Here is a 14,598-nt window from a genome sequence, read left to right on the forward strand (position 1 = left end):
TCCAAGTTCGGTAAGAAACGAAAAACTTCGAAAAAATAAAGCTTGACAAAAAACCGCTTCTGTGGTAAAATAATCAAGTCGTCAGCCGCTTGGCTGAGGCGCTACAGGACCTTGAAAATTGAACAATATCGAAAAACTTGTAACGGAACCTATTTTCGTGTTGGAAAAACACGTTAAACAATTCCAAACAAAGTAATTCACACAGGACGCAAGCGATTGCGTGCTGAGCGAAGAGAGATTTAACACTTTTTAAGTGATAAATATCATTTAATAAAGAGTTTGATCCTGGCTCAGGACGAACGCTGGCGGCGCGCCTAACACATGCAAGTCGAACGAGAGAGAAGGAGCTTGCTTCTTCGATCGAGTGGCGAACGGGTGAGTAACGCGTGAGGAACCTGCCTCAAAGAGGGGGACAACAGTTGGAAACGACTGCTAATACCGCATAAGCCCACGGGTCGGCATCGACCTGAGGGAAAAGGAGCAATCCGCTTTGAGATGGCCTCGCGTCCGATTAGCTAGTTGGTGAGGTAACGGCCCACCAAGGCGACGATCGGTAGCCGGACTGAGAGGTTGAACGGCCACATTGGGACTGAGACACGGCCCAGACTCCTACGGGAGGCAGCAGTGGGGAATATTGCACAATGGGGGAAACCCTGATGCAGCGACGCCGCGTGGAGGAAGAAGGTCTTCGGATTGTAAACTCCTGTTGTTGAGGAAGATAATGACGGTACTCAACAAGGAAGTGACGGCTAACTACGTGCCAGCAGCCGCGGTAAAACGTAGGTCACAAGCGTTGTCCGGAATTACTGGGTGTAAAGGGAGCGCAGGCGGGAAGACAAGTTGGAAGTGAAATCTATGGGCTCAACCCATAAACTGCTTTCAAAACTGTTTTTCTTGAGTAGTGCAGAGGTAGGCGGAATTCCCGGTGTAGCGGTGGAATGCGTAGATATCGGGAGGAACACCAGTGGCGAAGGCGGCCTACTGGGCACCAACTGACGCTGAGGCTCGAAAGTGTGGGTAGCAAACAGGATTAGATACCCTGGTAGTCCACACCGTAAACGATGATTACTAGGTGTTGGAGGATTGACCCCTTCAGTGCCGCAGTTAACACAATAAGTAATCCACCTGGGGAGTACGACCGCAAGGTTGAAACTCAAAGGAATTGACGGGGGCCCGCACAAGCAGTGGAGTATGTGGTTTAATTCGACGCAACGCGAAGAACCTTACCAAGTCTTGACATCCCTTGACGAACATAGAAATATGTTTTCTCTTCGGAGCAAGGAGACAGGTGGTGCATGGTTGTCGTCAGCTCGTGTCGTGAGATGTTGGGTTAAGTCCCGCAACGAGCGCAACCCTTATGGTCAGTTACTACGCAAGAGGACTCTGGCCAGACTGCCGTTGACAAAACGGAGGAAGGTGGGGATGACGTCAAATCATCATGCCCTTTATGACTTGGGCTACACACGTACTACAATGGCGTTAAACAAAGAGAAGCAAGACCGCGAGGTGGAGCAAAACTCAGAAACAACGTCCCAGTTCGGACTGCAGGCTGCAACTCGCCTGCACGAAGTCGGAATTGCTAGTAATCGTGGATCAGCATGCCACGGTGAATACGTTCCCGGGCCTTGTACACACCGCCCGTCACACCATGAGAGCCGGGGGGACCCGAAGTCGGTAGTCTAACCGCAAGGAGGACGCCGCCGAAGGTAAAACTGGTGATTGGGGTGAAGTCGTAACAAGGTAGCCGTAGGAGAACCTGCGGCTGGATCACCTCCTTTCTAAGGAGTCAGGCAAGAACGAAACATCGAAGATGGTTTGTTCTTGGAACAGGTGACAGAGACAAGTTGATTAGATATTGTTCGATTTTGAGGGCCCTGAAAAGGGAACTCAAAGACGTACCTTGAAAACTGAATAATAACTGCGAAACAAAGATTATAGTAAGTTCTTTTTAAGAAATATTACAATTTCAAAAGGAAGGGTAACAATAATCTTCGTTGGCAAGAGAGAATCAAGAGGATACAAGCCATTCTCGAGAGAGAATAGTTTGAATGGTCAAGCGAACAAGGGCGCAGGGCGAATGCCTTGGCACTGGGAGCCGATGAAAGACGTGATAAGCTGCGATAAGCTTCGGGGAGCTGCAAATAAGCATTGATCCGGAGATTTCTGAATGAGGAAACTCACTTGAGTTCATACTCAAGTACGCTGCACTGAAATTTAAAATAGGTGCATCGGGGGAACCGCCTGAACTGAAACATCTAAGTAGGGCGAGGAAGAGACATCAAACGAGATTCCGTAAGTAGTGGCGAGCGAACGCGGAAGAGGGCAAACCGGGAGTAGAAATACTTCCGGGGTACGGACTGCTTTTAGGACTCAATCTGTTAACCGAACGGCATGGGAAGGCCGGTCAGAGAGTGTGAGAACCACGTAGGTGAAAACGGAGAGAGCTGCGCAGATTCCAGAGTACGGCCAGACACGTGAAACCTGGTCGGAAGATGGGGGGACCACCCTCCAACCCTAAATACTACCCAGTGACCGATAGCGTATAGTACTGTGAAGGAAAGGTGAAAAGCACCCCGGGAGGGGAGTGAAAAAGAACCTGAAACCCTGTGCCTACAAGCACCTAGAGCGCGTCAATGTGTGATAGGGTACTTTTTGTAGAACGGTCCGGCGAGCGATTGTATGCAGCAAGGTTAAGGACTTAAGGTCTGGAGCCGAAGCGAAAGCGAGTTTGAAAAGGGCGTTAAGTTGCATATAATGGGCCCGAAACCGGGTGACCTACCCATGGTCAGGTTGAAGTGGAAGTAAAATTCCATGGAGGACCGAACCGACCTCCGTTGAAAAGGCGGCGGATGAACTGTGGGTAGCGGAGAAATTCCAATCGAACCCGGAGATAGCTGGTTCTCCCCGAAATAGTTTTAGGACTAGCCTCAAGTTAGATACCTGGAGGTAAAGCACTGAATAGCCTAGCGGCCGAGAGGTTAGCGAAGCTTATCAAACTCAGAATGCCAGAGTATTGATGCTTGGGAGTCAGACAGTGTCAGATAAATGTCATTGTCAAAAGGGAAACAGCCCAGATCTACAGCTAAGGTCCCAAAGTCAGGTTAAGTGGAAAACGATGTGAAGATACGCAGACAACCAGGATGTTGGCTCAGAAGCAGCCACTCATTCAAAGAGTGCGTAATAGCTCACTGGTCGAGCGTCTTTGCGCGGAGAATTTAACGGGGCTAAACCTGACACCGAAGCTTAGGCAATCCAGTAATGGATTGGGTAGGGGAGCGTTGTATACGCGGAGAAACAGTAGCGTAAGCGGCTGTGGAGTGTATAGAAGTGAGAATGCCGGAATGAGTAGCGCGAATGCAGTGAGAATCTGCATGGCCGAAAGCCTCAGGTTTTTGGAGGAAGGTTCGTCCGCTCCAAGTTAGTCGGGAGCTAAGGTGAGGCCGGAAGGCGTAGCCGATGCACAGACGGTAGAGATTCCGTCACCACCAAAAGAGTTAAGCACAGGGACACATTTGAAGTCTCAGAGCCGGGTGTTGGTTCCGGTAGAGATCGAGGGAAGTTAGTACCGAAGTCTGGGATGGAAGATGGCGAGAAAAGCTGTGTGTATTTCTGAGGTGCCCGTACCGCAAACCGACACAGGTAGGTAGGAAGAAGATTCTAAGGCCAACGGGAGAAGGGTTGTTAAGGAACTCGGCAAATTGACCCCGTAACTTCGGGAGAAGGGGTGCTCCAGAGATGGAGCCGCAGAGAATCGGCCCAAGCAACTGTTTACCAAAAACACAGGTTTGTGCTAAATCGAAAGATGACGTATACGAGCTGACGCCTGCCCGGTGCTGGAAGGTTAAGAGGAGATGTGCAAGCATTGAATCGAAGCCCCAGTGAACGGCGGCCGTAACTATAACGGTCCTAAGGTAGCGAAATTCCTTGTCAGGTAAGTTCTGACCCGCATGAAAGGCGTAATGATTTGGGCACTGTCTCAACAGCCCGCCCGGCGAAATTGTAGTACCGGTGAAGATGCCGGTTACCCGCGACAAGACGGAAAGACCCCATGGAGCTTTACTGTAGCCTAATATTGGGTTTCGATGTTGCATGCACAGGATAGATGGGACACAGGGAAACAGGAGCTTTGGCTTCTGCGGAGTGGCCGTTGGGATACCATCCTTGCGATATTGGAATTCTAACCTGCGGCTCTGAATCGAGTCGGGGGACATTGTTAGGTGGGCAGTTTGACTGGGGCGGTCGCCTCCTAAAAAGTAACGGAGGCGTTCAAAGGTTCGCTCAGCTTGAACGGAAATCAAGCAAAAGAGTGCAAACGCAGAAGCGAGCCTAACTGCGAGACTGACGGGTCGAGCAGTAACGAAAGTTGGAGTTAGTGATCCGGTGGTATGTGAGTGGAAATGCCATCGCTCAACGGATAAAAGTTACCCTGGGGATAACAGGCTGATCTCCCCCAAGAGTCCACATCGACGGGGAGGTTTGGCACCTCGATGTCGGCTCATCGCATCCTGGGGCTGTATTCGGTCCCAAGGGTTTGGCTGTTCGCCAATTAAAGCGGTACGCGAGCTGGGTTCAGAACGTCGTGAGACAGTTCGGTCCCTATCTGTCGTGGGCGCAGGATATTTGATGGGAGCTGTCCCTAGTACGAGAGGACCGGGACGGACGTACCTCTGGCGCACCAGTTGTTCCGCCAGGAGCATAGCTGGGCAACTACGTACGGATCGGATAAACGCTGAAAGCATCTAAGCGTGAAGCCGACCCAAAGATAAGATATCCCATTGTTTTAAACAAGTAAGACTCCTTGAAGACTACAAGGTCGATAGGCACGATGTGTAAGTGGAGCGATCCATTCAGCAAGCGTGTACTAATAGGTCGAGGGCTTGACCACAATTCGCTTGAGACTCTTAGAGTCAACGAAAAAATGTAAGCAGTGATTATTCAGTTTTGAAGGCACGTCCTTCTAGAAATACTAGACAAAGTAAGTCAGAAATGATATACTTAGCTAGTCATATGGTCGGTGACGATGACGGTGAGGTTCCACCTGTTCCCATTCCGAACACAGCAGTTAAGCTCACTCGTGCCCAAGATAGTTAGCTGGAAACGGCTTGTGAAAATAGGTAGTCGCCGACTTGAATATGCCGCTCTGAGGGTTCTCAGGGCGGTTTTCTTTTACTCAGAAAAGAAGGTGGCTAGTGCGCCATGCGGTGCGCGGCGCGACAGACCTCGTCTGCTATTATATCGAAAAAGGCTGATCCCATGCTGCGGCTGGATAGAGCGAAGGAATTTACAGAAAATTCATTCAATAACCGGCTAAAATTCACGGTCGGGTTTGACGGGATGCCGCTTTTGGTGTATCATATATCTGTATGTGAATATTCGTTTTGAGGCTGAAAAAAGCCCGGACGTTTGCTATTTTAAAGAATCATGAGGTGTGACCAATGTCCTTAGCTGAAAAACTCTTTGGCAGCTTCTCTGACCGGGAGCTGAAAAAGATCAACCCCCTCACCAAACAGGTGCTGGCACTGGAAGGCAAGTATCAGGCCATGTCCGACGCCGAGCTGCAGGCCCAGACCCCCGCGCTGAAGCAGCAGCTGGCCGACGGCAAAACGCTGGACAATATCCTGCCCGACGCCTTCGCCGTCTGCCGCGAGGCCGCATGGCGCGTGCTGGGCATGAAGCACTTCCCGGTGCAGGTCACCGGCGGCATCGCCCTCCATCGGGGCGACATCGCCGAGATGCAGACCGGTGAAGGCAAGACCCTTGTGGCGACCCTGCCCGCCTACCTGAATGCGCTGACCGGCGAGGGCGTCCACATCGTTACCGTCAATGACTACCTCGCCAAGCGCGACAGCGAGTGGATGGGCAAGCTTTACCGCTGGCTGGGTCTGTCGGTCGGCCTGATCGTACAGGGCATGGATGGCGACGCCCGCCGTGGGGCCTACAACGCCGACATCACCTATGGCACCAACAACGAGTTCGGCTTCGACTACCTGCGCGACAATATGGTGACCTACAAGGACAACATGGTGCAGCGCGGCCATGTCTACGCCATCGTCGATGAGGTGGACTCCATCCTCATCGATGAGGCCCGCACCCCCCTGATCATCTCCGGCCGCGGTGAGGATTCCTCCAGCCTGTACACGCAGGTGGACCGCTTCGTCCGCACCCTGCGCAAGAGCGTCGTGGTCGAGCTGGAAGACAAGCTGGAGGCCGACGAGCAGGCTGACGGCGATTACGTCGTGGACGAGAAGCACAAGACCTGCACCCTGACCGCCAAGGGCATCAAGAAGGCGGAGGAATATTTCAAGGTCGAGAACCTCGCCGCTGCTGAGAATATGACCCTCGCCCACCACATCGATCAGGCCATCAAGGCCTACGGTGTGATGCAGCGGGACATTGACTACGTCGTGAAGGACGGCGAAGTCATCATCGTCGATGAGTTCACGGGCCGCCTGATGATCGGCCGCCGGTACAACGAGGGCCTGCATCAGGCCATCGAGGCCAAGGAGGGCGTGAAGATCGCCGCCGAGAGCAAGACGCTGGCTACCATCACCTTCCAGAACTACTTCCGTATGTACAAGAAGCTGGCCGGTATGACCGGCACAGCCAAGACGGAGGCCACCGAGTTCACCGAAATTTATGGCCTGAACATCGTCACCGTCCCCACCAACCGTCCCAACGTCCGCAAGGACTACCCGGACGCCATCTACAAGACCATTAACGGCAAGTACAACGCGGTCATCCAGCAGGTCATGGAGTGCCATAAGAATGGTCAGCCTGTTCTGGTGGGTACGGTCAGCGTCGAGAAGAGCGAGACTCTCGCCAAGATGCTGCAGAAGTATACCCGCGATTTCAATGTGCTGAACGCCAAGAACCACGAGCGAGAGGCTGAGATCGTCGCACAGGCCGGCAAGAAGGGCGCGATCACCATCGCCACCAATATGGCAGGCCGTGGTACGGATATTATGCTGGGCGGCAACGCCGAGTATATGGCAAAGGCCCAGATGCGGAAAGAGCACTTCTGCGAGAAACTGCTGAACCCTGAAAAGCCCGAAGAGGCCCTGCCCGCCGCTGTGGAACAGCTGCTCATCGAGGCCGACGGCCACGGCGAGACCAGCGACGCCAACATTCTGGCAGTCCGCAAGCGTTTCGATGAGCTGTATGCCCAGTACAAGCCCCTGACTGAGGCGGAGGCCGAGGAGGTGCGTGCCGCAGGCGGTCTGTTCATCATTGGTACCGAGCGCCACGAGAGCCGCCGTATCGACAACCAGCTGCGCGGCCGTGCAGGCCGTCAGGGCGACCCCGGTGCATCCCGCTTCTACCTGAGCCTCGAGGACGACCTGATGCGCCTGTTCGGCGGCGACCGCGTGCAGAACCTGATGGGCACGCTGGGCATCGACGAGGACACCCCCATCGAGAACCGGATGATCACCAGCACCATCGAGACGGCCCAGAAGAAACTCGAGGGTCGCAACTTCGAGATCCGCAAGAACGTCCTGAAGTACGACGACGTCATGAACCAGCAGCGTGAGATCATCTACGGCCAGCGTCACAAGGTGCTGAACGGCGAGGACATCAGCGCCGAGATGCACAATATGCTGAAGGAGAACATCGAGTCCAGCTGCAAGCAGTTCCTCGCAGGCGATGTGAAGGATGAGTGGGACTTCGGCGCACTCCGCCGCCACTATCTGGGCTGGCTGACCACCGACGAGGACTTCCACTACACCGTGGCCGATTACGACAACATCTCGCAGGAGAGCATCGCCGATATGCTGTATCAGCGCGGCATGGACATCCTGAACGACAAGGAGCAGCGCTACGGCGCACCTCTGATGCGGGAGCTGGAGCGTATCTGCCTGCTGAAGTGTGTAGACCGCCAGTGGATGGACCATATTGATAATATGGACCAGCTGCGTCAGGGCATCGCCCTGCGCGGCTACGGCCAGAAGGACCCTGTCGTCGAGTACCGCATCGAGGGCTTCGATATGTTCGACCAGATGGTCGATTCCATCCGGGAGTCCAGCATCAAGATGCTGCTGACCATCGAGGTGCGCGAGGCGGGCGCAGCCCCCAAGCGCGAGCAGGTGGCAAAGCCCACCGGCGAGGGCTATGTGCCCGGCAACGGTGCCCCCGGTGCCAAGGGCGCGCCCAAGGGCCAACCTGTCCGGGTCATCAAGATCGGCCGCAATGACCCCTGCCCCTGTGGCAGCGGCCTGAAGTGGAAAAAGTGCACCTGCGCCAAGTACCACCCCGAAGGAAGCCACACGGAGGGCTGAATAAGACCATAGCAAGAAAGCTCTCCCTCGGGAGAGCTTTTTCTGAATCAAAAACAAAGGAGCGGATGAGTATGAATATCACACCGGAAGAGCTTCTGAAGGAGTCCCGCACGCTGGAACCGCAGCTGCAACAGTGGCGGCGGACGCTCCATCGTCACCCGGAGGTGGGCTTCGACCTGACCCAGACAAAGGCGCTGGTCAAGACGGCACTGACGGAGATGGGCTATGAGCCGAAGGACTGCGGCAGGGCCGGAGTTCTCGCGCTGGCGGGCGGAAAGAAGCCCGGCAGGACCATCCTGCTGCGTGCCGATATGGACGCGCTGCCCATCCCCGAGGAGTCGGGCGAGGAGTTTTGCTCGGAAGTGCCCGGCAAGATGCACGGCTGCGGCCACGATATGCACACGGCCATGCTGCTGGGTGCGGCAAAGCTGCTCAAGGCCCACGAGGACGAGCTGGAAGGTACGGTCAAGCTGGAATTCCAGCCCGCCGAGGAAATCTTCCAAGGTTCGCCGGATATGCTGGCCAACGGCCTGCTGGAGGACCCCCATGTGGACGCAGCGGTCATGTTCCACGTGCTGGCCGGGATGCCGCTGCCGACGGGCACGGTGCTGGTGCCGGGCGGCGGTATCACCATGGCCAGCTGTGAGCAGTACCACATCGTGGTCAGGGGCAAGGGCGGCCACGGCTCGACGCCGGAAAACTGCATCGACCCCATTACAGCTGCAGCCCACATCCACATCGCGTTGCAGGAGATCAACAGCCGCGAGCTGAAGCCCGGCGACGTCGGGGTGCTGACCACCGGCCGCTTCGAGGCGGGTGCAGCCTCCAATGTCATCCCGGATGTGGCCCAGATGTGGGGCACCATCCGCACCACCGACCCGGAAAACAAGGTGGGCGAACAGATCCGCACCCGGATGACCGAGATCGCGCAGGGTGTGGCGGCGGCATTCCGCTGCACGGCGGAGGTGTCCTTCGCCGACTTCTGCCCCTGCATGGTGGTGGACAAGGCCCTCGCCGGAAACGCGATGGCCTATATGACCGAGCTGCTGGGCCGGGGCGCAATGGATATGACCGCCCTCACCGGCGGCAAGCCCGGCGGCGGCAGCGAGGACTTTGCCTTCGTGAGCCACGAGGTGCCTACGGTGAGTATGTTCATCGCCGCAGGCAGCCCGGAACAGGGGTACTGCTACGGCCAGCATCACCCCAAGGTGAAGTTCGATGACAGCATCCTCTACGAAGGCTCTGCGGCCTTTTGCTGGTTCGCTCTGCGCTGGCTGAAGGATAAGTCCTGATACGAAGAGAAAGCCCTCTCAGCGCCGCTGAGAGGGCTTTCTTTGTTTCAATCGTTCTTTACGGCGATGAGCACGCGGATCTTTTTGCCCGCTGCGCAGCCGAGATCATCGTAGTGTATGATTCCTTTCCTGTGCTGCTTTGGTATCAGTATAGCAGATTTTTTCTGCTTTGGGGACAGCTTATCACATACTTCTTGGGATTTGGGGGATAAAATCCTAAGGAATTCTTAAGAATAAGGCGGATCCCCCTCTTGCGGAGCAGGGTAGAAACGTGTATCCTTATAAAAGAACGATCAGGAAGTGAGGGTATCCCTATGCATAAAAAAGTTTTGGTCTGTCTGCCCCTGAACGACGCCCACCGCGCCGCGCTGGAGGCCTCCGTGCCGGAGTTTGAATTCCGCTTCAATGCGCTGGACGATGTCCACGCCGAGGACGTGCTCTGGGCCGATGTGGTGCTGGGCAACGCCCCGGTGTCGATGATCTCTCAGAACAAGCACATGGAGTGGTTCCAGTCCAACTCCGCCGGCCCGGACCCCTACCTGAAGCCCGGCGTCCTGCCCGAGGACTGCGTAGTGACCAACGCCACCGGCGCATATGGTCTGGCCATCAGCGAGTGGATGCTGGCCATGTGGCTTGGCATCCAGAAGGATATGTTCCTCTACCGCGACCGCCAGAACCAGCGCAGGTGGGACCCCATCGACCGCCCTGTGAGGGGCATCACCGGGGCGCGGGTGCTCTGCGTCGGCATGGGCGACATCGGCTCCAACTTCGCCCGCCGCGCTCATATGCTGGGCGCTGAGGTGGTGGGCGTCCGCCGCACCGTCCACCCCGACACCCCCTGCCCGGACTACTGCCTGCGGGTGGTGGCCCAGAGCCAGCTGGATGAGGAGCTGCCCGAAGCCGACCTTATCGCCATGAGCCTGCCCGGCACCGAGGAGACCTACCATATGTTCGACGCTGGGCGCTTTGCCCGCTGCAAGGATGGGGCCATCCTCCTCAACGTGGGCCGCGGCACCACCGTGGACAGCGACGCCCTTGTGGACGCCCTGCGCAGCGACAAGATCTTCGGCGCGGGCCTCGACGTCACCGACCCCGAGCCGCTGCCCGCCGACCACCCGCTGTGGGGCGAGCCGGGGGCCATCATCACCCCCCACAACTCCGGCAAGTTCAGCCTGCCCAAGACGCTGGACAACATCGTGGACATCTTCGTCCACAACCTCAAGCGCTACGCCGAGGGCCTGCCGCTGGACAATCAGGTCAGCCGCACCACCCGCTATGCCGCCGACCAGAACGGCGGCCACCGCCTGCTGAGCACCCTGTAAAACGCGATAACGATGAAAACGCCATCTGCGCCGAGACGCAGATGGCGTTTTTGTTACTTCACGCGGATGACCGGCGGCGGGAAGCTGTCCAGCGCCGTCCAGTCGGGCTTGTAGATGCGGAGGAAGAGGTGGAACTTCTCGTCCGAGACGGGGAGCCAGTTGGTGGTATCCTCCGGCGCATCCTTGGAGAGGGTGACGTCGATGGAACCGTCCGGGTTCCGGTGGAGGCCGGAGCGGTCGTTCACGCAGTAGCGGCTGATGGGGTTATCGATGAGGAAGTTGTCCTCGCCGTAGGCCGTCACCGACCAGAATCCGGTGCCCACCGTGGGCGGCAGGGCGTCGAAGTGGAGGGTATAGGTCTTTTTGCCGGTGAGGTCGGCCCCGGTGCTGTCGGTGGAGGTGCGCGGGTAGATGGCGACGTCGGTGGTGTTGGCCCCAAGGCCCATCAGGGCCACCATGGTGCGGTAGTCGTAGGCCGTGCCGAAATCGCCGATGGGGTCGCCGTAGTAGGTCCACTGGCCCATCTGCCGGGCATAGCGTGCGGCCTGCGCCCGGAGGCTGCTCTTGAGCTGAAGGAGCATCCGCTTCCAGCGCAGCCCGCCGAGGGGGCCGAGGACGGAGGCGTCGAACCGCTCGCCCGGGCCGACGGAGAGGGCCGCGAGGCTGCGGAGAAGGGGCGCGTCCGCCTCGGCGGGCGGGTCGGTCTCCATCAGCCGGTTGGCGGTGTCGAAAAACTCCTGCGGCGTCATGGCGAGGACTTTTTCCACCGGGACGAAATCGTTTTCCGGGGAATAACTGCCCTCCGGCGCGGCGTCCGGCCCGGCGGGGTAGGCCGAGAGGGGCATCAGCTGCATCCGGCTCTGGAGCGCCGCCACGTTCGGCAGGTCGTCCGGCCCCGAGAGCATGATGCGGGCGATGGTCCAGACCGTCCGGGTGGGGACGTCGATGCGCCGGACGCCCTCGGGCAGGGTGCCCTCCCAGCCGGAATAGGCGATGGCGTAGGCCCCGGGCGCTTCCAGCACGGCGGCGGTGTTCGTCCATGCGTCCAGCACCTGCACGTTAAAGAAGCGGTCGGTCTCCGGCACGACGTAAATTTGCGGCTCGGCGCTGACGTCCAGCCATGCCTGCGTGTAGATGGTGTCCACATTGGGGCTGACGACGGTGCGGCTGGAAGCGTCCAGCAGCTTCCGGGCGTGGATGAACTGGTTGACGGGGGCGCGGTTGGCGGAGGGGGTCTTCGCGTTGGTGGAGACGGTCTTGGTGGCGTCCACGAGCACCAGCGGGAAGGCGTAGAGGTACGCTTCTTCCAGCAGGGTCTGGATCTCAGAAGCCGCATCGGCTTTCTGGGTCGGCAGAAGGGTGACGCCGCAGGCGGCGGCAGCGGCGGAAGAGAGCCTGAGAAAATCGCGTCGGGTCATTTTCATGGCAGGAGCCTCCTTTTTGCAGATTCAGCGGGCCAGAACGATGGAAAGGGTGACTTCCTTGGCGTCGGAGGAGAGGTCGAAGCTGCCGCCGTCCTGTGCGGGGACGCAGACGGTGTAGACCTTCTTCGCGCTGAAGCGGGCCGGGGCGTCGTCAAAGCGCCAGCCGGACACCTCGTGGTAGAGGCTGTCCGTGCCGAGGGCGAAGAGTTTGTAGTCGGCGGGGTTCCCGGTCAGGCCGTTGATGCGGAAGGCAACGGTGGTCTGGGGATGGAGATTGTCGAGGGTGACGGTGTGCAGCCAGCTTGCGGGGGTGCCTGTGCCGCCTGCGGCATGGAAAGCGTCGGCAGAAAGCACCCGGCGGGAGGTCTTGTCCAGATCGACCTTCCGGTAGGGCATCTCGGGCAGGAAGACGAAGCGGTCCTGCAGACGGAGCAGCTCCTTGTAGCCGGTGGGGCAGTAGAGCTTGTTGCCGTCCCGGCCTGCATACATACCGATGGCCATGTTGTTGTAGCCGTAGAGGGAGGCAACGTCCACCGTGAGGACGGTCTTGCCGGTGTCGAAGTCCAGCACGATGTACTGCCACATACCGCTGTCCACATCCTGCACGAAGCCGTAGATGTAGCCGGTGGCGGTGGAGAGCTTCATCATGGAGGTGTCGCTGAGGTCGTCGCGGCACCAGATGCTCTTCATGGCCCAGCCGTCGGCGGTGCGGACGGTGTCCACACGCTCGACACCGGGCATGATCATGCAGTTGCCCTTGAGCAGCCAGTTCCGGTCATAGATGTTCTCGTAGCTCTGGATGGAGGAATCGCTGTCGGGCTTTGCGAGGTTGGGGCTGCCCGCGCCGAACCAGTTGCAGACGATGGTGCTGACTCTGCCGTCGCCGTGGTCGTAGACGATGGCCGAGTTTTCGACGGAGACCGGCATATTGTCGGGCAGCTCGTCGATGACGGGATGGCTGGCCACGACCTCGCCGGTGCGGATGTCCACGGCCATGAGGCTGACGACCTCGAGGTTGTCGGTAAAAAAGACCAGCTCCCTGCTCAGAGAGGGCGAGCAACCGCCGCCCCACGCCAGACCGCCGCCGGTAGTGGCTGCGCCCTCGCGGCTGTCCTTTGCGCCCACGCTGTCGTAGGGGGTGCGCCAGACGACCTCTACGCCGCCGTTTGCCCGCAGCAGGTAGCAGGCGAGGTTCGTGAGGATGACTGCGCCCTCCCGGCAGGAGGCGATGCCGTTTTCAGCACCCTCGCCGGGGGCGGGGGCGTAGACGTGCACCTCGCGGCTGAGGTCGGCGGTGCCGCCTGCAAGGATGGTGTCGATGGCTGCGCGGGAGATATAGCCCATCGCACCCTGCTGGCCGCGGCTGGGGTAGATGCGGAAGCCGCCGGTGACGAACCAGAGGTTGCCGTCGTAGTCAAAGACGATGGAGAGCAGATTCTGCTCAAGGCTGCGGCCCAGCACCCGCTCGGCAGCCTCCTTGATGTTGATGTCCAGCACCTTCTGGAAAACGGGCAGCGGCGTGCCGCTCTCGTCCGTGGCCCGCAGCATCAGGACGTGGTTGTGGCTGGTGGGGCAGACGATGAGGTTGCGCCCGTCCACGAAGGAATAGGAGCTTTGGATGAGGTAGCCGCCGCCGTCATGCTTTGCGGGGGAGAAAAAGCCGATGGTCCGTACCTCCTCTGCGTCGAGGTCGCGGATGGCCAGACCGCCGAGGAAGGGGCTGATGGGGTTGTCGAAGTTGTCGAAGAAGATGGCGGGGGAGGCATTGGGGTTCGTCTTTTCCATCGCCACATTGACCTCGGGGCAGATGCCTACGGGGAGGACAGCGTCGGTGGAGTCGGTGTTGTAGCAGTCGTGGTGGATGTTCGACTCGCTGCTGCCCATAAAGGGGTTCGCATCCACGCCCTTTGCCGTCAGGGGCTTCAAAGGCAGGGCGGTGTCTTCGCTGTGGAAAAGGCCGGCCAACAGGCTGTCGGACTTGGCCGCGCTGGCGGTGGGGGCCAGCGGACAGGACAGCAGAGCGAGAGCGGAAGCGCTGAGGAAGCTGCGTCGGGTGATTTTCATGGTGGAGTCCTCCTTTAATTAGCTGTGTCAACCTCTCCGTCATTGCTTCGCAATGCCACTGCTCGGGTTGCGGCACCCAGCATCCGCAGCGCTTTGCTTGCGTCTTGCTGGCCGCGGCCCCAACAGCGACTCCCTGTTTCCGCCACTGGCGGCGGTCGTCGTTGTTGCTCCTAACGAGGGGAAGCTTTGGCATTTCGTAAAGCTTTATCTCTTCGCCAGAGGC

5 protein-coding genes and 3 rRNA genes are annotated in these 14,598 nt (G+C 58.3%); 6 read left to right on the forward strand and 2 right to left on the reverse strand.

Features of this window, described 5'->3' with window-relative positions; genetic code table 11:
• Nucleotides 1-267 precede the first annotated feature (267 nt).
• The 6 genes from MTP38_RS04235 to MTP38_RS04260 all read left to right on the forward strand — a co-directional run bounded on the left by MTP38_RS04235 (nt 268) and on the right by MTP38_RS04260 (nt 10,887).
• Nucleotides 268-1,778 (forward strand): 16S ribosomal RNA (locus MTP38_RS04235).
• A gap of 272 nt (nt 1,779-2,050) precedes the next feature.
• Nucleotides 2,051-4,885 (forward strand): 23S ribosomal RNA (locus MTP38_RS04240).
• 125 nt (nt 4,886-5,010) lie between these two features.
• Nucleotides 5,011-5,127 (forward strand): 5S ribosomal RNA (rrf, locus tag MTP38_RS04245).
• The 16S, 23S and 5S rRNA genes sit together here, the layout of an rRNA operon.
• A gap of 308 nt (nt 5,128-5,435) precedes the next feature.
• Entirely contained in the window at nt 5,436-8,273 is a 2,838-nt protein-coding gene (gene secA, locus MTP38_RS04250) for a preprotein translocase subunit SecA (protein WP_249234347.1), read from the forward strand.
• A 71-nt stretch (nt 8,274-8,344) separates the two neighbouring features.
• On the forward strand, nt 8,345-9,565 hold the full coding sequence (locus MTP38_RS04255; RefSeq protein WP_249234348.1) for a M20 metallopeptidase family protein: 1,221 nt from the start codon (nt 8,345-8,347) through the stop codon (nt 9,563-9,565).
• A 314-nt stretch (nt 9,566-9,879) separates the two neighbouring features.
• Nucleotides 9,880-10,887, forward strand: a complete 1,008-nt coding sequence (locus MTP38_RS04260) for a D-2-hydroxyacid dehydrogenase (RefSeq protein WP_249234349.1) — start codon at nt 9,880-9,882, stop codon at nt 10,885-10,887.
• A 53-nt stretch (nt 10,888-10,940) separates the two neighbouring features.
• On the opposite strand, the gene MTP38_RS04265 is transcribed toward MTP38_RS04260, so the two are convergent.
• Complete coding sequence (locus MTP38_RS04265) at nt 10,941-12,311, reverse strand: DUF1254 domain-containing protein (RefSeq protein ID WP_249234350.1); 1,371 nt, start codon at nt 12,309-12,311, stop codon at nt 10,941-10,943.
• Nucleotides 12,312-12,335: 24 nt separating this feature from the next.
• The gene (locus MTP38_RS04270) at nt 12,336-14,375 is read right to left on the reverse strand and encodes a hypothetical protein (protein ID WP_249234351.1); all 2,040 of its coding nucleotides are present in this window, start codon (nt 14,373-14,375) and stop codon (nt 12,336-12,338) included.
• Nucleotides 14,376-14,598 lie beyond the last annotated feature (223 nt).

The sequence above is a fragment of the Faecalibacterium sp. I3-3-89 genome, from assembly GCF_023347275.1.
GTDB classification, from domain to species: Bacteria; Bacillota; Clostridia; order Oscillospirales; family Ruminococcaceae; genus Faecalibacterium; species Faecalibacterium butyricigenerans.

Excerpts from the sequence above, each read along its gene's own strand:
- MTP38_RS04255 (WP_249234348.1), top strand. The coding sequence starts at position 8,345 with ATGAATATCACACCGGAAGAGCTTCTGAAGGAGTCCCGCACGCTGGAA.
- MTP38_RS04260 (WP_249234349.1), top strand. The coding sequence starts at position 9,880 with ATGCATAAAAAAGTTTTGGTCTGTCTGCCCCTGAACGACGCCCACCGC.
- MTP38_RS04270 (WP_249234351.1), bottom strand. The coding sequence starts at position 14,375 with ATGAAAATCACCCGACGCAGCTTCCTCAGCGCTTCCGCTCTCGCTCTG.
- secA (WP_249234347.1), top strand. The coding sequence starts at position 5,436 with ATGTCCTTAGCTGAAAAACTCTTTGGCAGCTTCTCTGACCGGGAGCTG.
- MTP38_RS04265 (WP_249234350.1), bottom strand. The coding sequence starts at position 12,311 with ATGAAAATGACCCGACGCGATTTTCTCAGGCTCTCTTCCGCCGCTGCC.